The organism is Streptomyces sannanensis (assembly GCF_039536205.1).
GTDB lineage: Bacteria > Actinomycetota > Actinomycetes > Streptomycetales > Streptomycetaceae > Streptomyces > Streptomyces sannanensis.
The window spans coordinates 4,612,487-4,631,439 of sequence record NZ_BAAAYL010000001.1; the positions used below are offsets into that span (position 1 = coordinate 4,612,487).

General features: G+C 70.6%; 13 protein-coding genes and 1 pseudogene. 6 read left to right on the plus strand and 8 right to left on the minus strand.

Annotated elements, in window-relative coordinates; genetic code table 11:
- Window positions 1-28: 28 nt before the first annotated feature.
- The 4 genes from ABD858_RS21865 to ABD858_RS21880 all read right to left on the minus strand — a co-directional run bounded on the left by ABD858_RS21865 (window position 29) and on the right by ABD858_RS21880 (window position 6,697).
- Entirely contained in the window at window positions 29-3,841 is a 3,813-nt protein-coding gene (locus tag ABD858_RS21865; RefSeq protein WP_345040215.1) for a multifunctional oxoglutarate decarboxylase/oxoglutarate dehydrogenase thiamine pyrophosphate-binding subunit/dihydrolipoyllysine-residue succinyltransferase subunit, read from the minus strand.
- Between the two features lie 271 nt (window positions 3,842-4,112).
- The gene (locus ABD858_RS21870) at window positions 4,113-5,189 is read right to left on the minus strand and encodes a HAMP domain-containing sensor histidine kinase (protein ID WP_345040217.1); all 1,077 of its coding nucleotides are present in this window, start codon (window positions 5,187-5,189) and stop codon (window positions 4,113-4,115) included.
- Complete coding sequence (locus tag ABD858_RS21875) at window positions 5,186-5,923, minus strand: response regulator transcription factor (RefSeq protein ID WP_345040219.1); 738 nt, start codon at window positions 5,921-5,923, stop codon at window positions 5,186-5,188. Before ABD858_RS21875 ends, ABD858_RS21870 begins: the two co-directional genes overlap by 4 nt.
- 81 nt (window positions 5,924-6,004) lie before the next feature.
- Window positions 6,005-6,697: a spermidine synthase family protein gene (locus tag ABD858_RS21880; RefSeq protein ID WP_345040221.1), complete on the minus strand. Its 693-nt coding sequence runs from the start codon at window positions 6,695-6,697 to the stop codon at window positions 6,005-6,007.
- Window positions 6,698-7,300: 603 nt separating this feature from the next.
- On the opposite strand from ABD858_RS21880, the gene lon reads away from it, so the two are divergent.
- On the plus strand, window positions 7,301-9,742 hold the full coding sequence (gene lon, locus ABD858_RS21885; protein ID WP_345040222.1) for an endopeptidase La: 2,442 nt from the start codon (window positions 7,301-7,303) through the stop codon (window positions 9,740-9,742).
- 458 nt (window positions 9,743-10,200) lie between these two features.
- On the opposite strand, the gene ABD858_RS21890 is transcribed toward lon, so the two are convergent.
- Window positions 10,201-11,028: a lysozyme gene (locus tag ABD858_RS21890; RefSeq protein ID WP_345040224.1), complete on the minus strand. Its 828-nt coding sequence runs from the start codon at window positions 11,026-11,028 to the stop codon at window positions 10,201-10,203.
- 237 nt (window positions 11,029-11,265) lie between these two features.
- Here ABD858_RS21890 and ABD858_RS21895 point away from each other — a divergent pair, with 237 nt between their 5' ends.
- A complete protein-coding gene (locus ABD858_RS21895) occupies window positions 11,266-11,763 on the plus strand; it encodes a MarR family winged helix-turn-helix transcriptional regulator (protein ID WP_345040225.1) in 498 nt (165 codons plus the stop codon).
- A 6-nt stretch (window positions 11,764-11,769) separates the two neighbouring features.
- Here ABD858_RS21895 and ABD858_RS21900 read toward each other — a convergent pair whose 3' ends face one another.
- The gene (locus ABD858_RS21900; RefSeq protein ID WP_345040227.1) at window positions 11,770-12,549 is read right to left on the minus strand and encodes a protein phosphatase 2C domain-containing protein; all 780 of its coding nucleotides are present in this window, start codon (window positions 12,547-12,549) and stop codon (window positions 11,770-11,772) included.
- Between the two features lie 341 nt (window positions 12,550-12,890).
- On the opposite strand from ABD858_RS21900, the gene ABD858_RS21905 reads away from it, so the two are divergent.
- The 3 genes and pseudogenes from ABD858_RS21905 to ABD858_RS21915 form a co-directional block, all read left to right on the plus strand.
- Window positions 12,891-15,590 carry a sensor histidine kinase gene (locus ABD858_RS21905; protein WP_345040230.1) on the plus strand — a complete coding sequence of 900 codons (2,700 nt, stop codon included), beginning with the start codon at window positions 12,891-12,893 and terminating at the stop codon, window positions 15,588-15,590.
- Window positions 15,587-16,072: a roadblock/LC7 domain-containing protein gene (locus tag ABD858_RS21910; protein ID WP_345040232.1), complete on the plus strand. Its 486-nt coding sequence runs from the start codon at window positions 15,587-15,589 to the stop codon at window positions 16,070-16,072. Before ABD858_RS21905 ends, ABD858_RS21910 begins: the two co-directional genes overlap by 4 nt.
- Window positions 16,069-16,212: pseudogene (locus ABD858_RS21915) on the plus strand (DUF742 domain-containing protein); the annotation flags it as partial. The gene ABD858_RS21910 and the pseudogene ABD858_RS21915, both read left to right, overlap by 4 nt.
- Window positions 16,213-16,328: 116 nt before the next feature.
- On the opposite strand, the gene ABD858_RS21920 reads toward ABD858_RS21915, so the two are convergent.
- Entirely contained in the window at window positions 16,329-17,450 is a 1,122-nt protein-coding gene (locus tag ABD858_RS21920) for a C40 family peptidase (RefSeq protein WP_345040234.1), read from the minus strand.
- A gap of 144 nt (window positions 17,451-17,594) precedes the next feature.
- Between ABD858_RS21920 and ABD858_RS21925 the strand changes: the two genes are divergently transcribed.
- Window positions 17,595-17,870 (plus strand): hypothetical protein, encoded by a 276-nt coding sequence (locus ABD858_RS21925; RefSeq protein WP_345040237.1) that lies wholly within the window; start codon window positions 17,595-17,597, stop codon window positions 17,868-17,870.
- Between the two features lie 139 nt (window positions 17,871-18,009).
- On the opposite strand, the gene ABD858_RS21930 is transcribed toward ABD858_RS21925, so the two are convergent.
- A complete protein-coding gene (locus tag ABD858_RS21930; RefSeq protein ID WP_345040239.1) occupies window positions 18,010-18,930 on the minus strand; it encodes an AurF N-oxygenase family protein in 921 nt (306 codons plus the stop codon).
- Window positions 18,931-18,953 lie beyond the last annotated feature (23 nt).

Genomic DNA, 18,953 nt, shown 5'->3' on the forward strand with positions numbered 1-18,953 from the left:
TTCGTACGAGCGCCGGTCAGGCAGTGGCTCAGGCCTCGAAGACCTCGTTGACCAGCTGGGCCTGCTCGGCCTGGTGGCGCTTGGCGGAGCCGACCGCCGGGGACGAGCCGTGCGGGCGCGAGATGCGGCGCAGGCGCTCGGCCGGCGGGAGGTCGGCGCCGACCGCCAGGTCGAGGTGGTCGATCAGGTTGAGCGCGATGAACGGCCAGGCACCCTGGTTCGCCGGCTCCTCCTGGGCCCAGATGTACTTCGCGGCGTTCGGGTACTTGGCGATCTCGGCCTGGAGCTCCGCACCCGGCAGCGGGTACAGGCGCTCGAGGCGGATGATCGCGGTGTCCGTGATGCCCCGCTTCTGACGCTCGGCCTCCAGGTCGTAGTAGACCTTGCCGGCGCAGAAGACGAGCTTGCGGACCGCGTTCGGGTCGACGTGCTCGTCGCCGATGACCGGACGGAACTGGCCGCTCGTGAACTCCTCCGCCTTCGACGCCGCCGCCTTCAGACGCAGCATCGACTTCGGGGTGAAGACGACCAGCGGCTTGTGGTGCGGGTTGTGCACCTGCCAGCGCAGGAGGTGGAAGTAGTTCGACGGCAGGGTCGGCATGGCGACCGTCATGTTGTTCTGCGCGCACAGCTGGAGGAAGCGCTCCGGGCGGGCGGACGAGTGGTCCGGGCCCTGGCCTTCGTAGCCGTGCGGCAGGAGCAGGGTGACGCCGGAGGTCTGGCCCCACTTCTGCTCGGCCGAGGAGATGAACTCGTCGACGACGGTCTGGGCGCCGTTGACGAAGTCGCCGAACTGGGCCTCCCACAGGACGAGCGATTCCGGACGGGCCAGGGAGTAGCCGTACTCGAAGCCCATCGCCGCGTACTCGCTGAGCAGCGAGTCGTAGACGTTGTAGCGGGCCTGTTCGTCCGACAGGTAGAGCAGCGGGGTGTAGTCCTCGCCGGTCTCCCGGTCCACCAGCACCGCGTGGCGCTGGCCGAAGGTGCCGCGGCGGGAGTCCTGGCCGGACAGGCGCACCGGGGTGCCCTCGAGCAGCAGCGAGCCGAAGGCCAGGGTCTCGCCCATCGCCCAGTCGATCGTGCCGTCGTCGATCATCGCGGCGCGGCGCTGCAGCTGCGGCAGCAGACGCGGGTGGACGGTGATGTGGTCCGGGACGTTGACCTGGGACTGCGCGATCCGCTTGACGGTCTCCTGGGAGATCGCCGTGGGGACGGCCACCGGGAAGCCGTCCTGCGGGGCGGTCGGGACCGGCAGCTCGGAGGGGGCCTCGGCGGTGGCCTCGCGGACCTCCGTGAAGACCTTCTCCAGCTGGCCCTGGTAGTCCTGCAGGGCCTGCTCGGCCTCTTCCAGGGTGATGTCGCCGCGACCGATGAGGGACTCGGTGTAGAGCTTGCGCACCGAGCGCTTCTTGTCGATCAGGTCGTACATCAGCGGCTGGGTGAAGGACGGGTTGTCGGCCTCGTTGTGACCGCGGCGGCGGTAGCAGATGAGGTCGATGACGACGTCCTTGTTGAACGCCTGGCGGAACTCGAAGGCGAGCCGCGCGACGCGGACCACGGCCTCCGGGTCGTCACCGTTGACGTGGAAGATCGGCGCCTCGATCATGCGGGCCACGTCGGTGGCGTACATGGAGGAGCGCGACGACGCCGGGGCGGCGGTGAAGCCGACCTGGTTGTTGATCACGATGTGCACGGTGCCGCCGGTGCGGTAGCCGCGCAGCTGCGACATGTTCAGCGTCTCGGCGACGACACCCTGGCCGGCGAAGGCCGCGTCGCCGTGCAGGGCGACGGGCAGGACGGTGAAGTCCGTGCCGGCCTTGCCGATGACGTCCTGCTTGGCGCGGGCGACACCCTCCAGGACCGGGTCGACGGCCTCCAGGTGGGAGGGGTTGGCGACCAGCGAGACCGCGATCTGCTCGCCGTCCAGGCCGGTGAAGGTGCCCTCGGCGCCCAGGTGGTACTTCACGTCGCCGGAGCCGTGCATCGACTTCGGGTCGAGGTTGCCCTCGAACTCGCGGAAGATCTGCGCGTACGACTTGCCGACGATGTTGGCGAGGACGTTGAGGCGGCCACGGTGGGCCATGCCGATGACGACCTCGTCCAGGCGGGCCTCGGCCGCCGAGTCGATGACCGCGTCGAGCAGCGGGATGACGGACTCGCCGCCCTCCAGCGAGAAGCGCTTCTGGCCGACGTACTTCGTCTGCAGGAAGGTCTCGAAGGCCTCGGCGGCGTTCAGACGGCGCAGGATGCGCAGCTGCTCGTCACGCTCCGGCTTGGAGTGCGCGCGCTCCACCCGGTCCTGGATCCACTTGCGCTGCTTGGGGTCCTGGATGTGCATGAACTCGATGCCGGTGGTGCGGCAGTACGAGTCGCGCAGCACGCCGAGGATGTCGCGCAGCTTCATCATCGTCTTGCCGGCGAAGCCGCCGACGGCGAACTCGCGCTCCAGGTCCCACAGGGTGAGGCCGTGCTCGGTGATGTCGAGGTCGGGGTGCTTGCGCTGGCGGTACTCCAGCGGGTCGGTGTCGGCCATGACATGGCCGCGGACCCGGTAGGAGTGGATCAGCTCGAAGACACGGGCGGCCTTGGTGACGTCGTCGTCGTGCGAGGTGTCGATGTCCCGGAACCAGCGCACCGGCTCGTAGGGGATGCGCAGCGACTCGAAGACGTCGTCGTAGAAGCCGTTCTCGCCGAGGAGAAGGTGGGAGACGATCCGCAGGAACTCGCCGGAGGCGGCGCCCTGGATGACCCGGTGGTCGTACGTCGAGGTCAGCGTCATGACCTTGGAGATGCCCAGCTTGTTCAGGGTGTCCTGGGAGGTGCCCTGGAACTCGGCGGGGTACTCCATGGCGCCGACGCCCATGATGACCGACTGCCCGGGCATCAGACGCGGCACGGAGTGGACGGTGCCGATGCCGCCCGGGTTGGTCAGCGAGACGGTGACACCGGTGAAGTCGTCCATCGTCAGCTTGTTCGCGCGGGCGCGGCGGACGATGTCCTCGTAGGCCTGCCAGAACTCGAAGAAGTTCAGGGTCTCGGCCTTCTTGATGGCCGCGACGACCAGCTGGCGCTCACCGCTCGGCTTCACCAGGTCGATGGCGAGGCCCAGGTTCACGTGCGGCGGCTTGACCAGGGTGGGCTTGCCGTCCTTCTCCGCGAAGGAGTTGTTCATCGCCGGCATGGCCTTGATGGCCTGCACCATCGCGTAGCCGATGAGGTGGGTGAAGGAGATCTTCCCGCCCCGGGCCCGCTTGAGGTGGTTGTTGATGACGATGCGGTTGTCGAACAGCAGCTTCACCGGGACGGCACGCACGGACGTGGCCGTGGGCAGCTCCAGCGAGGCGTTCATGTTCTTGGCGACGGCCGCGGAGGGGCCACGCAGGGTGAGGTACTCCGGGCCCTCGGGGGCCTCGGCCGCGGGCTTCGCGGCGGCCTTCGCCGGAGCGGCCTTCGCGCCGGCCGTCTGTGCGGGAGCGGCGGGTGCGGAGGCGGGCCTGGCGGCGGGTGCGGGTACCTGGGCGGGAGCAGCCGGGGCGGGCGCCGGCTTGGCCGCGGCTTGCGGCGCCGCGGGCGGGGCCGCCTGCGCGGGCGGAGTGATGGTGCCCGCAGCCCCCGTGGCTGCGGTACCGGCCTTGGGGGCTTCGGCCGTGCCGGTGGTGCCCGGCTTGTAGTCGGCGAAGAAGTCCCACCAGGCACGATCGACCGAATTCGGGTCCTGGAGGTACTGCTGGTAGATCTCGTCGACGAGCCACTCATTGGGACCGAAGGCCGTGGCAGGGTTCGTGCCCTGTCCGTCCGGGCCGGTCGAGATGCTCGAGTTACTGGGGGACTGAGACGACACGGCGCTAACCGCCCTCTTCCGCTTCACAAGGTGATGGACAGCGGAGATTAAGGCTACGCCCCCCGGGCCTGAACGTGCAGGCCGGGCGTGGCCATCGTCGCGTAAGTCACATCGAATCCCGGGTTTCGGCGCGCATTATGGCGGGAAACAAACGGGGTCATGCCCGATGTGGGTACGCGACATCGCGGCTGCGGCCCTGTTGTTCCGCCTCCTTGGCCACAGCCTTCCGTCCGGAGCGCGCGGCGCGTGCCCTTCTGATTCGAACCCTACGTCAATTCTGCTGCCGGCCGACTCCCGGAAGAGTGACCTGGATCCGGCAGCCCCGAGCCGATTCGGCCACGCCGATGTTTCCGCCGTGCAGATCGACCGCCCAGCGCGCGATGGCGAGCCCCAGCCCGGTGCCGCCGTCGTTGCCCGGGCCGTGCGGGGTGGACGCGCAGCCCCGGTTGAACCGCTCGAAGACCCGGTGCCACTCCGACTCCGGGATTCCCGGGCCCTCGTCCATGACCTGCAGGTCCAGTGACTCCGGATGCGGGCCGCGCCTGGCCCGTACCGTGACCCGGCCGTGCGGCGGGCTGTGGTTGATCGCGTTGTCGATGAGATTGGCGACCACCTGGTGCAGGCGCTCCACATCCGCGTGCGCGGTGAGCTCGGGCGGAGAGACGTCCAGATGCAGATGGACGTCCGTGCGGGTGTGATGGCCCGAGCCGGAGGTCAGCCCGCGCTGCGCGGCGGCCAGATTGGCCTCCTTCAGTACGCCCGAGAGATAGGGCCACACCTCGAAGCGTCGTGCCTTCAGCGATACGACACCGTTGTCCAGCCGGGACAGGTCCAGCAGCGTCTCGACGAGCCGGCTGAGCCGCTCCGTCTGCTTCAGTGCGGTCCGCATCGTCTCGGGGTCGGCGTCCGAGACCCCGTCCACCACGTTCTCCAGTACGGCCCGCAGTGCGGCGATCGGGGTGCGCAGCTCGTGGGAGACGTTGGCGACCAGTTCCTTGCGATTGCGGTCCACGTCCTCCAGGTCGTCGGCCATCCGGTTGATCGTGAAGGCCAGGTCGCCCAGCTCGTCGCGGCGTCCGGCGCCACTGACCCGCCGGGTGTAGTCGCCGTGCGATATGGCTTTGGCGACCGTGTTCATCTCGTCCAGCGGCGCGGTCAGGCCGTGCGCCACGAACTGGGTGATCAGCAGCGTGGCGATCACCGAGAAGACGGTGATGAAACGCAGTTCGGTCTCGGTGCGCAGCGCCACCATGAGCAGCCCGGTGGTGATGAAGACGGAGACGACGACGAGTGTGCCGAGCTTGGTCTTGATCGAGAAGGGCCGCAGTCCGGACCGGGGCGGCGTCATGGCGCCGGGGTCTCCAGGGCATAGCCGACGCCGTGGACCGTACGGATGCGCTCCGCGCCGATCTTGCGGCGCAGTGCCTTGATGTGGCTGTCGACCGTCCGGGTACCGGAGGCGTCCGCCCAGTCCCACACCTCGGCCAGCAGCTGTTCGCGCGAGAGCACCGCGCGGGGGGTGTTCGCCAGACAGGTCAGCAGGTCGAACTCGGTCGGCGTGAGGTGCACGTCCTCGCCGCGCACCCGCACCCGGCGCTGTGCGTGGTCGATCTCCAGGTCGCCCAGGCGCAGGTTCCCGGTGCGGGGTGCGGCCGCAGCCATGGTGGCCCGCTCCACCCGGCGCAGCAGGACGTGCACCCGGGCGGCCAGCTCGCGCATGGAGAACGGCTTGGTCATGTAGTCGTCCGCGCCGACGCCGAGGCCGACCAGCATGTCGGTCTCGTCGTCGCGGGCGGTGAGCATCAGCACCGGAACCGGGCGCCGCGCCTGCACCCGGCGGCAGACCTCCAGGCCGTCGAAGCCCGGCAGCATCACATCGAGGACCATCAGATCGGGCTGCCAGGCCTCGGCCGTTTCCACTGCCGCCGGGCCGTCCATGGCCGTTTGCACCTGGAAGCCCTCGACACGCAGCCGGGTCGCGATGGCGTCGACGATCGTCGAGTCGTCCTCGACCACCAGCACCCGTCGCTGGGCGCCGGGTGTCGGCGCGACTCCGTTGTGGCTGGTCTGTGTGTGCTCCATGGCCCGCCCCTGTCATCGCTTCCGGGACCGTGGGGATCCCGTTGTCGGGGAGCCACACTAGAGGCACCGGCGGACTTACGGCTACGCAGGGTTGACACCCAGGTGGACCACGTCGGGGACACCCCGGGCAACCCTGATCTCTTCGGTGCGTACCTTCTCGAACCCGGCATTCCGCAGTGCTTCCTCGAAGCCGGCGGAAGGCTGCGCCGACCAGACGGCGAGCACTCCGCCCGGGCGCAGCCGGTCCCGGCAGGCCGTCAGACCAGCTCTTCCGTAGAGGCTCCGGTTGCCGTCCGTCACCGTCCAGTCGGGGCCGTTGTCGATGTCCAGACAGAGTGCGTCGTAGCGGTCCGTAACAGACGTGGTGTGGACGTACTCGACGAGATCGGTGTGAAGGATCTCGCACCGCGGGTCCGCGAGCGCCTCGCCCGAGACGGCCGACAGCGGACCCTCGCGGTGCCATTCGATGACGGCCCGCTCGCGCTCGACGACCGTGATCCGCCCCCAGCGGGGCTGCGCGGCGGCGTGTGCGAGCGAAAAGCCGACCCCGAGACCCCCGATGAGGACGGAGGGCTCCTCGCGGTCCGCGGGCAGGGCGTCCAGCGCCGCGTCGACCAGCAGGCGCTCCGAGCGGCCGTCCGAGGTGTCCATCAGGAAACAGCCGTTGGCGATGATCTCGAAGTGCGGCCCCCGTCGTCGCAGGACGACCTCTCCGTACGGGCCTTGACGCCGGTCGAGGGTGAGGGGGGCCGCGGTGTCGCTGTGCAGGGGCATGCTCCCTTTCTACCGGCGGACCACCCGCGTGGCGCGTCCTTTTCCACGTAGCGATGGATGCGGCCCGCTGGACGCGGCGCAGCTCCCGCGGGGCGTCCGGCTTCGCGCCCGGGTCGGGGCTGCCCGCACGCCAGCGGGTCTCGGCGCGCGCCCCCGCCACGCGTGGAGCGCCGCCCCGGTGACGTACACCGCCACCGCCGTAGGTGTCCTGGAGGACTTCCCGCACGGTCTCGGGGTCGTCGCACCGCCGTGCCGGCCGGGCGTGCAGCCATCCGGCGTGCCGGTCGTAGAGCACGCCGAGTGCCCTCGCGTCGCCCTTGGCGACGGCACGCAGCAGCGCTGCGTCGTCGTCCTGGTCTCCCCCTCCGGGGCGCAGCAGTCTCACGCCATCTCTGTCGCCGGCCTCACGGCGTTCGGTCCACGGCGTCGTACGCCCGGTCCCCCCGGACGGGTGAGCAGAAGGTGCGTCGAAGGACCGCGGCCCCGGCCGGGCCTGTCGCGCACGACTGATCGCCGACAGCGAACTCCGGATCCCTCGGGAACATTCGCAGCCCGCTCGACATTGAGTCGATGTAGCTCAACTTGACTGCCGAAGGGGAGATCATGGCTTCGACGTCCACACCGCTCACCCTGCCCGTGCTGCCGCTCGACGACGAGGTCGTGCTCCCCGGGATGGTGGTGCCGTTGGACCTGTCCGACACCGATGTACGGGCAGCGGTGGAGGCGGCACAGGCAGTGGCACGCTCCACCGGAGGCAAACCGCAGGTGCTGCTCGTGCCGCGCATCGACGGGGCGTACGCCGGCATCGGAACGCTGGGCACCATCGAGCAGGTCGGGCGGCTCGCGGACGGGGATCCCGGCGTGCTCATCCGCGGTCGCGGCCGGGTGCGGATCGGTGCCGGTACGACCGGTCCCGGGGCGGCGCTGTGGGTGGAGGGGACCAGGATCGAGGAGCCGGTCCCCGAACCTTCCCCAAGCTCTCGGCTTCGTTCGAGCAGGGGAGGCCCCAACCCCGCAGCGGTGGCCGAACTGGTCAAGGAATACAAGGCACTGGCCACCGGCTGGCTGCGCAAACGCGGTGCCTGGCAGGTCGTGGACCGCGTCCAGCAGATCGACGACGTGTCCGCCCTCGCCGACAATTCCGGTTACTCGCCGTTCCTGACGACCGCCCAGAAGGTCGAACTGCTGGAGACGACCGACCCCGTGGCGCGGCTCAGGCTCGCCATCCAGTGGCTGCGCGAACACCTCGCCGAGCAGGACGTCGCCGAGTCCATCGCCAAGGACGTCCAGGAAGGCGTCGACAAGCAGCAGCGCGAGTTCCTGCTGCGCCGTCAGCTCGATGCCGTACGCAAGGAGCTGCGCGAGCTCAACGGCGAGTCCGAGGACGACGAGCCCGGCGACTACCGTGCCCGTGTGGAGGCCGCCGACCTGCCCGAGAAGGTCCGCGAGGCGGCCCTCAAGGAGGTCGCCAAGCTGGAGCGCGCCTCCGACCAGAGCCCCGAGGGCGGCTGGATCCGCACCTGGCTGGACACCGTCCTCGAGATGCCGTGGAACGAGCGCACCGAGGACGCCTACGACATCAAGGGCGCCAAGGAGATCCTCGACGCCGAGCACGCCGGACTGGAGGACGTCAAGGAACGCATCACCGAGTACCTGGCGGTGCGCAAGCGGCGCGCCGACCGGGGGCTGGGCGTGGTCGGCGGTCGGCGCGGAGGTGCGGTGCTGGCGCTCGTCGGCCCGCCGGGCGTCGGAAAGACCTCGCTGGGCGAGAGCGTGGCGCACGCGATGGGGCGGAAGTTCGTCCGCGTCGCGCTCGGCGGCGTACGCGACGAGGCGGAGATCCGCGGCCACCGGCGTACATACGTGGGCGCCCTCCCGGGACGTGTCGTCCGTGCCGTCAAGGAGGCCGGCTCGATGAACCCGGTCGTCCTGCTCGACGAGATCGACAAGGTCGGCTCCGACTTCCGTGGCGACCCGGCCGCGGCCCTGCTCGAAGTCCTCGACCCCGCCCAGAACCACACCTTCCGCGACCACTACCTCGAGGTCGAACTCGACCTGAGCGATGTCGTCTTCCTCGCCACGGCCAATGTGCTGGAAGCGATCCCGGAGGCGCTGCTCGACCGGATGGAACTGGTCCGGCTCGACGGCTACACCGAGGACGAGAAGGTCGTCATCGCCCGCGACCACCTGCTCCCGCGCCAGCTGGAGCGGGCCGGACTGGAGCGCGACGAGGTCACCATCGAGGAGTCCGCGCTGCGCCGGCTGGCCGGCGAGTACACCCGCGAGGCGGGCGTGCGGAACCTGGAACGCTCCATCGCCCGGCTGCTGCGCAAGGTGGCGGCCAAGCACGAACTGGGCGAGCGGAAGCTGCCGTTCACCGTCATGGACGGCGACCTGCCTGCCCTCATCGGACGCCCCCACCATGTGCCCGAGTCCGCCCAGGACCCGGCCGAGCGCCGCACCGCCGTCCCCGGCGTGGCCACCGGTCTCGCGGTCACCGGCGCGGGCGGCGACGTCCTCTTCGTCGAGGCGTCGCTGGCCGACCCGGAGACCGGCGCCGCGGGGCTCACGCTCACCGGCCAGCTCGGTGACGTGATGAAGGAGTCCGCGCAGATCGCGCTCTCCTTCCTGCGCTCGCACGGCGCCGAACTGGAGCTGCCCGTCGCCGATCTGAAGGACCGCGGTGTGCACATCCACTTCCCGGCGGGCGCGGTGCCCAAGGACGGCCCGAGCGCGGGCATCACCATGACCACGGCGCTCGCCTCGCTGCTCTCCGGTCGTCTGGTGCGTACGGACGTGGCGATGACCGGCGAGGTGTCACTGACCGGGCGCGTGCTGCCGATCGGCGGCCTGAAGCAGAAGCTGCTGGCCGCCCACCGCGCGGGCACCACCACCGTGGTGATCCCCAAGCGCAACGAGGCCGACCTGGACGACGTCCCGGCCGAGGTCCTCGACAAGCTGGAGGTCCACCCGGTGACGGACGTCCGCCAGGTCCTGGAGATCGCCCTGGCCCCGGCGGAGGTGAGCGTCCCGGCAGCGGCGTGACGGACGCACCGGGACGAAGGGCGGCCCTCCCCCGGCAGCGGGGGAGGGCCGTTCGGTGCTCGGAGGCGGTGTGTGCCGGCCGTCAGCCCAGCGCCAGCGCCTGCACGCGGTCGTAGGCTCCGTTGCTGCAGTTCCCGGGGGTGACCCCCGGACCCCCAGCAGAGCCGGTGGCAGCCTCAGCCGAGAGCGAGCGCCTGCACGCGGTCGTAGGCTCCGTTGCTGCAGTTCCCGGGGGTGACCCCCGGACCCCCAGCAGAGCCGGTGGCAGCCTCAGCCGAGAGCGAGCGCCTGCACGCGGTCGTAGGCTCCGTTGCTGCAGTTCCCGGGGGTGACCCCCGGACCCCCAGCAGAGCCGGTGGCAGCCTCAGCCGAGAGCGAGCGCCTGCACGCGGTCATAGGCTCCGTTGCTGCAGTTCCCGGGGGTGACCCCCGGACCCCCAGCAGAGCCGGTGGCAGCCTCAGCCGAGAGCGAGCGCCTGCACGCGGTCATAGGCTCCGTTGAACTTGTCGCGGTCGCCGACGACCGGGCCGGACGATGTGTACTGCCACATCGTGTAGTAGCCCCAGCCGGCCGGGAGTTCGCCCGGGACCGTGTCGTAGCGGGCGATCCACAGCGGGTTGTTCACGGCGAAGCCGCCGTAGTTTCCGGTGCACTGCTTCCACCAGCTGGTGGCGGTGTAGATCACCGCGTCACGCCCGGTGCGGGCCTTGTACTGGTTGAGGAAGTCGCGGATCCAGGTGACCATCGCGGACTGGGTCTTGCCGTAGCAGGCGGCGCCGTACGGGTTCCACTCGATGTCCAGTGTGCCCGGCAGTGTCTTGCCGTCGCGGGACCAGCCGCCGCCGTGGTCCACGAAGTAGTTGGCCTGGGTGGCGCCGCTGGTGGTGTCCGGGGTGGCGAAGTGGTACGCGCCGCGGATCATGCCGATGTTGTAGGAGCCGTTGTACTGCTGCGCGAAGTACGGGTTCGTAAAGTACGTGCCCTCCGTCGCCTTGACGTAGGCCCACTTGACGCCGCCGGTCCACAGGGACGACCAGTTGACGTTGCCCTGGTGGCCGCTGACGTCGACGCCCTCGGTCTGGGTGACGTCGGTACCGCCGCCGGGCTTGCCGTGCTGTCCGTCGTGGGCGATGACACCCATGCCCATGTACGCGTCGCCGCGTACGGGCTTCTTGGCGGCGGTCGCCGTTCCGGGCAGTGCCAGGAGGAGGGCGAGGGCGGAGAGGAGAATCCCGGCCACCGCGAGACGCGGGCGGCGGGCCGTTCCGGATCTGTACACGGGCATGCGTGCCTCCGAAAGGCTCGATGCGGGGATCTGATGACGCGTCCACACGTAATGGTGTGGACATGTCAGAAGACGCTACGCACGTAGACCCGACGACGGAAGAGGGATGGGGCGGCACCTTTGGTCTTGTCCTGTGAACTCTTCGGCGAGCTGCGGTGACGGCCGGGTGCGGCCGAGAACTTTCAGTCGATGGGAAATACTGGTTCCGGCAGGCGGAAACACGCGAGGAGAACTGAAATGAACGGAACCGACTCCGGCGCCGGAGACGGTGCGGGAGGAGCCGAGAGTTCGGGGGAGGGCCGGGAGTTCCAGGAGTTCCTCGCGCTGGAACGGGAACTCGCCGTCTTCCTCCGTCGCGCCAGGGCCTCCTCCGGTGAAATGGCCCGCGAGGTCCACCCGGAGCTGGAGTCCGCCGCCTACGGGCTGCTGGTGCGGCTGGAGGAGGCGGGCCCGCAGCGGGCCACCGACCTCGCCGGGTACTTCGGGGTCGGCAAGGCGACGATGAGCCGGCAGTTGCGCGCCCTGGAGGAGCTGGGGCTGGTCGACCGCGAGCCCGATCCGGCCGACGGGCGGGCCTTCCTCGTCCGGCTCACCCCCGGCGGCCTGGAGCGGTTCCGCCGCGTACGGGACGCGCGCCGGGACCAGTACGTACGCCGGCTCGCCGACTGGGACCGGGCCGAGGTCGCCGAACTGGCCCGGCTGCTCCATCAGCTGAACGCCCGTGCGGAAGGCTGAGGGAGCTCAGACCTCGACGTAGACGGCTGTCGCGTCGTCATGCGTCTTCCAGCGGCGGACCGCATGCCCGGTGTCCGCCGACTCCAGGGCGCGCACCCGGTCGATGAGTGCCTGCGGGCCCTCCTTGCGCAGCATGGCCAGGCAGTCCACCCAGTCGCCCTCGGCGAAGAGGTCCGTCCAGCGGCTCGCCCCGTCGGTCAGCGCCGCCAGGGACCGTATCCGCGTACGGGCCACCGTGCCCGTCACCGCCCGGGCGGCCACGGCGGGGTCGGCGGCGGCCGTGAAGAAGCCGCCCTCCGCGTTGCGCAGCGCGTCCGTCGCGGCGAGTGAGCGGCGCACCTCGTCGGGGATGCGGTCCAGTCGGTCGTCCAGCACCGCCCGTACCGTGCCGTCCGGTGACTCCAGCAGCAGGGTGGAGTCCGAGAGCACCAGATGCTCCACGATGTCCGCTCCCCAGCGGACGAGGATCACCGTTGCCTGCGGAGTGCGGATGTGAGAAAGGTCACAGGTGTCCCGGTGGGCGTCGGCGGTGCGCCGGATGGCCTTCGCGAGGATGTCGACCAGAGTCACATCCCGTAGTGAACAGGACAGTTCGGTCAGTGTTCCGCCGAGCCGTGCGGTGAACCACGGCACGCCGTGTACACAACCGTCGTCACCGGCCGGTGGAGTCACCCCGTCGAGTACGACCAGTGTCCCGCCCCCTCCTGTTGTGGGCAGCGCGACGGAAGCCCAGTCCTCATTGGGGCGTTCGGGGTCGCCGGGGGCCGTGGCGAGTTCGATCCGCATCCGGCCAGTCTGCACGACGCCTTCACGGCCCCGCACGGTGCGTGAGGATCGGCACGCGGAGGCGGCCGGGCGCCGGATTTTCACCGGAATACGTGACTCCGGGAAGCTGCGGGCGCACATCCTTCCAAAGGGCGTGCTGAAGGTCCAACCGGCTCACCGCCAGCCCCCGTTCCGGCGGCACGGGGAAGTTGTTCGTCAACTCTCGAGTCGTGTTCACTCGTTCAGGTGGCGGAGGGGTCGAAACCCGTCCTACCTTCCGAAACCACTGCAAAGGTCCGAGTGACCGGCCGTCACCCGTCGTCCTGGGTGGGCGAGTCAAGCGAGTGAGATTGCGAGCACCGGTGCAGAAGAAGCGGCCTCGGGGCAAAGATGGCACGCCCACCGAACGCACGGTCCGGGTACGCAGCAGGCTGGTCGTCTCGGTGGCCGTCGTCGCCCTCGCGATCGCCGGCGCCGCGGCACCCGCCGTCATCGGCGCGTCGGCCCAGCTGACCGAGTCGACGCAGCTGGCCGACCTTGCCGCACTCGACCAGCAGGCCGTCACCCTCGCCCACTCCCTCGCCGACGAACGCGACGAGGTCACCGCGTACATCGCCGCCGGGCGGGAGAAAGGGCTCCCCAGGGAGCTGAGCGCCCGCGTCGACCGGCAGATCGCCGAGATCCGGGCCACCGCGCCCGCCGCCCTCGGCCGGAAGCTCGACACCGTTCCCGACGTGCGCAGGACCGCCGTCACCGGCAAGGGCTCCGCCCTGGCGGCCCACAAGGCGTACTCCGAGGTCATCGCCGAGCTCCAGAGTGTCGCCGACGAGATCGCCGAGAAGACGCCCCCCAGGGCCGCCGAGGCCACCCGGGCCCCCGCCGCCCTCGGCCGCGCCGTCGAACAGGCCTCCGCCACCCGCGGACTGCTGCTCGCCGCACTGGCCGTGCCGCGCGAAGAGCCGCACACCAGCTACGACCCGGTCACCGGGCTGATGGTCGAGGCCGAGGACAAGGGCTCCGCCCGCGACCGCGACGCGCTCAGTGCCGCCGCCCAGCAGGCCCGGGTCGGCGAACTCGCCGCGCTCGCCGACTTCACCCGGGCCGCGAGCCCCACCGCCCGCGAATCGTTCACCGCCACCGTCTCCGGACCCGAGGTCAACACCGCCGAGCGCCATCTCGCGAGCCTCACCGACCGGCCGGAGCTCTCCGACGAGGACCTGAAGACCAGCCGGGAGAAGGCCGGCTCGGCGCTCTCCGCGCGGCTCGACCTGATGCGCGGCGTCGAGGCATCCCTCGCCACCGCCCAGGTCGAACGCCTCGAAGCGCTGCGCGACGACGATTTCACCGCACTTCAGATCCGTGTCGGCCTGGCCGGTCTGTGCCTGCTGATCGCCGTCGGTGCCTCCACCGCCGTGGCCCGTACGCTCACCCGGCCGCTCGCCGTGTTGCGCCTCGGCGCGGCCCGGCTCGCCTCGGCCCCGTCGGCGGCGGAGGCCGAGCCGGTCCGCTTCACCGGCCGCAACGATGAATTCGCTCAGGTCGTACGGTCCATCAACACCCTGCACAGTCGGCTGGCGGAAGCCGAGGCCCGGGCCGGGAAGCTGGCCGATGAACGCGGCCACCAGATCGACGGGCGCAAGAAGCTCGCCGCCGACCGCGAGAAGCTGCTCGCCGAGCGCACCGCACTGCAGGAGCGTGCCACCGGGCTCCAGGAACAGGTGGCCGAGCTCGACGCCCGGCTGGAGGCGGCCCGGCACCGCGTCGAGCGCACCCTCGTCAATCTCGCCCTGCGCAACCTCGGCCTCGTCGAGCGGCAGCTCGCCGTCATCGAGGGCCTGGAGGACCGCGAGCAGGACTCGGAGCAGCTCGCCACCCTCTTCAAGCTCGACCACCTGGCCACGGTCATCCGCCGGCACAGCGAGAACCTGCTGGTCCTCGCCGGTTCCGAGCATGTCCACCAGACCGCCGGCCCCGTCCCGCTGGTCGATGTACTGCGCGCCGCGGTCAGCGAGATCGAGCGGTACGAACGGGTCGACATCCAGCCCCTGCCGCCGCAGGCCAGGATCGCCGGCTTCGCCGCGGACGACCTGAGCCATCTCGTCGCCGAACTGCTCGAGAACGCCACCTCCTTCTCGCCGCCCGAGGCCAAGGTCAAGCTCTCCGGCCGGCTGCTGGAGAGCGGTGAGGTCATGCTGTCCGTCCAGGACGAGGGCATCGGCCTCTCGGAGGGCCGCCGTACCGAGCTCAACGTCCGGCTCGCCGACCCCGAGTCGTACGAGCCGGGTGAACCGGGCACGGACGGCGGCGGCCTCGGGCTGCATGTGGCCGCACTGCTGGCCAAGCGGCTCGGTGTACGCGTCGAGCTGCGGGAACAGGACGACAGCCCCGGCATCACCGCGGTGGCGGTGCTCCCGGAGACGATGCTGACGAGCGTGCCCCCGGCCGTCCCGGCCCAGGGCACCCCGGGCTCGGTGGCGGAGGCCGACTCCCACACCCTGCCGGCCCCCCGGATGCCTGCGGCGCCGGCGGAACCGGACACGCACGAGCGCACCCCGGACGGCGAGGACACGATTCTCGTCGACGAGCCGACGTTCACGATGCGTCTGCCGGAGACTGACGTGGTCATCGAGGCCGCGGAGGCGGCCGTCGCCGCCGCGGAGTCCGAGACCGAAGCGCCCGAGTCCGAGGCCGGCCGGCCCGCGCCCGAGTCCGAGGCCGAAGCGTCCGAGGCCGAAGCGTCCGAGGCCGAAACCCCCGAGGCCGAAGCGCCCGAGACCGAAACCCCCGAGGCCGGCCGGCCCGCGTCCGAGGCAGCCGATCCGGCACCGCAGGTCACCGACAAGGGACTGCCCAAGCGGACGCCCAACATCGTGAAGGCCGGGCCCGCGCCCGAGATGCGCCGGGGCGGCGTCGACGCGGAAGCGCTGCGGCGCAAGCTCGGCGGCTTCCACCAGGGAGCCAAGGACGGCCGGCGCGACGCCGAGACCGAGATCAGCGAAGCAGCAGCAGCACGTACGGCGGCAGAAGAGGCGGGGGAGACAGTCGAGGAGGCACGCAGTTGACTGCGACGGGAACGTTCGGACTGAGCAGTGAAGCCCGCAATCTGCACTGGCTGCTGACCAACCTGGTCGAGGAGGTGCCAGGGCTGCTGTCCGTCGCCGTTGTCTCGTCCGACGGACTGCTGCTGCTCTCCTCCGACCCCGAGACCCGGGGAACCGCGGTCACCGGCGTCGGCAGGCAGGACGGTCCGAGGGGAGCCGGCGCCGATCTGGCCACCATCGTGTCGGGCATCGCCAGCCTCACCGTGGGCGCCGCCCGTCTGATGAACGGCGGAGACATGAAGCAGACGATGGTCGCCATGGACGAGGGCAGTGTCTTCGTCATGTCGATCAGCGACGGCTCGCTGCTCGGCGTCCATGCCGCCCCCGATGTCGACATGAGTGTCGTCGCCTACCACATGGCGCTGTTCGTCGGCCGTGCCGGCCACGTCCTCACCCCTGAACTGCGCAGTGAGCTGCGACAGACGATGGAGGCCGCCCGGTGACGCCTGCCACGTCCGTTCGCAGGCTTCCGGTACGCGCTGCCGACCGCCGCCCCGCCAGGGTGCGCCCGTACTCGGTCACCGGCGGTCGTAGGCGCTTCGGGCATGTGCTGCTCGTCGAGACCTTCGTGGCGGCGCTCGAACGTCTCTGATCAGCTAAGCGATCCCATGCGAACCGACTTCGAGAACTACTTCTACGACCCGGAGAAGGCGGCGGCGTACCTCGTGGACGCATCCGCCTGACCCGGGCCGGCGCCGCTCACGGGGGCGGCGCCGTCGCGGAGCCGTAACCCGCGTCGGACCCCGCCTCGGCCCCCTCCGGGAGACGGGGCGGGGTGTACGACTTCAGCGGCACACCGGCCGGGTCCGGGCGGACCGCGCCCAGCAGCGGATTCGCCGCGACGGGCGAGACCTTGACCCGCGTACCGGGGCGCGGTGCCTGGATCACCAGCCCCCCGCCCAGATAGACCGCCACATGGGTGGCCTGGGGGAAGTACACCACCAGATCTCCCGGACGCACCTCGGTCAGCGGCACCCTCGGCAGCCGCCGCCACTGCTCCTGGCTGGTCCGCGGGATCGTCCGGCCCGCGGACGCCCAGGCCTGCTGGGTGAGCCCCGAGCAGTCGAAGGACCCCGGGCCCTCCGCTCCCCACTTGTACGGCTTGCCGATCTGCCTCACCGCGTACGCCACCGCCGCCCCGCCCTCCTTCGACGGTGAGCGCGTATGGGTGAGCGCACCGGATTCCAGCAGCTCACGCTGGGCCTTGTCGACTGCGGCCTGCTCCAGCCGGGCCAGCTCCGTGAGTTGGCCGACGGTGAGCGAGGTCAGCAGCTTCTCCACCTGCTTCAGCTTCGACTGAACGGTGTCACGCTCCTTCTTCTGCCGGTCGGCCAATGCCTGCTGCACGTCGAGCGCCGCCTTCGCCCTGGCCGCCAGGTCCTCGGCGCGCCGCTCCGCACCGTCCAGCCGGGCCACCGTCGCGGCCCGCCCGGCGGCCGCGCGCCGGATGAGGTGGCCCTGGTCCAGAAGTGTCTGCGGATCCTTCGCCAGCAGCAGCCGCAGATACGGCGACAGCGTGCTGTGGCCCTGGTACTGCTCCCGGGCCAGCCGCCCCGCCTCCGCACGGCCGCCGGCCAGCGCGAGGCGCGCGTCGGCGAGCCGGGCGTTCAGGCGTGCCGACTCCGCTCGCTGCTTCTTGAGTTGCTCCTCCGTCGCGTTGAACGCCTCACTGGCCGTCTCGGCCTGCCGGTACAGCGTCTGGAGCTCGGTCAGCAGCGCGCTCACGGAACGCTCGGGAGGCGCGGCCGCCACTGTGGTCGCCCCGAGGGCAGCGGCCGCCGCCACCACTGTGCACGCCCTGCCGAGAAACCATGCTGACATGGGGTCACCTCCGATACGGATCGTGACCCCCGCAAACGTCGAGGGCTGCCGCGAATAGCCGATTCGGCGCAATGAGGTCACCCCTGGCGGCAAACCCGCCCGGGCTCCCCGCGCGCCTGCGGGACATGCTGTGAGACTGGTGCCGTGAAGAGCGAGAACACCCCCTTCGTCGGCGGCCCCCTCGACGGGCGCGAGCTCCAGGTCCTCGTCGGCCCGACCGGCCAGCCACCGAAGTGGTACGAGGTGCCGGTGCCCGACGAGAAGGGCGGTCCGCCGACCGTGTACACCTACGAACGCGTACCGGCGGGCCACACCAAGCGGCTGGGGCTGCCCCGCGGCTGGAGATACGTATACGTCCCGGAAGGCCGTGAGCCGCGCAAGTGGCCGTGGACCAAGCCGAAGCCGAAACCGGAGCCCTGAGCGCGGTTCAGGTGAGCAGGCCGGAGCTCTTCCACAGGCGGCGGCCGATGCCCTGGAGGATGCCCACGTCGTCCAGGTTGTGTCGATGTGCGGCTCCGCCGCGTGGAGGTCAGCCGCTTCGTCTTGTGGTGGGGGTGGTTCAGGTGAGCAGGCCCGAGCTCTTCCACAGGCGGCGGCCGATGCCCTGGAGGATGCCCACGTCGTCGAGGAAGTCCGTGAGCCGCTTCGCTCCGCTCTGCATCACCTCGCGGCGGTGGCCGCTGGCCCTGACCTGGGTCACGGCCTCGCGGCGGTCCAGACCGACGTTCGTGTACACCTGCGGGCTGACGAAGCAGGCCGAGAAGACGCGGGCCGCCTCGCCGCAGCTGACCCGGGTCAGCTCCCGCTCCCAGCGAGGCGCGGTGACCATCTGGCGCCGCAACTCCTCACGCGCGTACCGCACATGACGGGCCTCCTCGACCACATGGATGCGGGTCACGCCACGGACCAGGGACTGGACACGCTCGTCCGGGAAGGTCAGCCGCTGCATCCAGTCCAGGATTTCCTCGCCGAGCAGGGTCGCCGCGAAGGAGCCGGGCGTCGTGGAGACGGTCTTCAGGACCCGCGCGAGGTTGTGGTACACCCTCGGCACCGGACAGGCCGGCGCCCCGGACTTCGTGATCAACCTGGCGAACATCATCGAGTGCTGGCACTCGTCGGCTATCTCCGTCAGCGCGTACCGCACATGATTGCTGGTCACGGACTTGTCGTAGATGTGCCGCACCAGCAGCTGCATCAGAATGATCTCGAACCAGATGCCCAGCGAGGCCAGCGAGGCCGCCTCGTGCCGGGCCAGCTCCATCCGCTGCTCCTCGGACATCCCGCGCCACAGCGGGGTGTCGTAGAGCGAGATCAGCTCCGGCGGCCAGAACCATTTGCCCTCCTCGAGGGGCGCGTCCCAGTCCAGCTCCTTGTCGGGGTCGAAGGAGTGCCTGGCCGAGGAAGCGAGCAGGCGCTCCGCGACCTGCTCGCGGTCCCTGAGCGGACCGAGCGTGTCCCTGAGTATGTCTGTGGTCGTCATGGCTGGAGGCACCTCGTACATGG

What these genes read in the sequence shown, in the direction of transcription:
- ABD858_RS21870 (WP_345040217.1), bottom strand. Translation starts at nt 5,189, where the DNA reads ATGACGCCGCCCCGGTCCGGACTGCGGCCCTTCTCGATCAAGACCAAG.
- ABD858_RS21875 (WP_345040219.1), bottom strand. Translation starts at nt 5,923, where the DNA reads ATGGAGCACACACAGACCAGCCACAACGGAGTCGCGCCGACACCCGGC.
- ABD858_RS21880 (WP_345040221.1), bottom strand. Translation starts at nt 6,697, where the DNA reads ATGCCCCTGCACAGCGACACCGCGGCCCCCCTCACCCTCGACCGGCGT.
- lon (WP_345040222.1), top strand. Translation starts at nt 7,301, where the DNA reads ATGGCTTCGACGTCCACACCGCTCACCCTGCCCGTGCTGCCGCTCGAC.
- ABD858_RS21890 (WP_345040224.1), bottom strand. Translation starts at nt 11,028, where the DNA reads ATGCCCGTGTACAGATCCGGAACGGCCCGCCGCCCGCGTCTCGCGGTG.
- ABD858_RS21895 (WP_345040225.1), top strand. Translation starts at nt 11,266, where the DNA reads ATGAACGGAACCGACTCCGGCGCCGGAGACGGTGCGGGAGGAGCCGAG.
- ABD858_RS21900 (WP_345040227.1), bottom strand. Translation starts at nt 12,549, where the DNA reads ATGCGGATCGAACTCGCCACGGCCCCCGGCGACCCCGAACGCCCCAAT.
- ABD858_RS21920 (WP_345040234.1), bottom strand. Translation starts at nt 17,450, where the DNA reads ATGTCAGCATGGTTTCTCGGCAGGGCGTGCACAGTGGTGGCGGCGGCC.
- ABD858_RS21930 (WP_345040239.1), bottom strand. Translation starts at nt 18,930, where the DNA reads ATGACGACCACAGACATACTCAGGGACACGCTCGGTCCGCTCAGGGAC.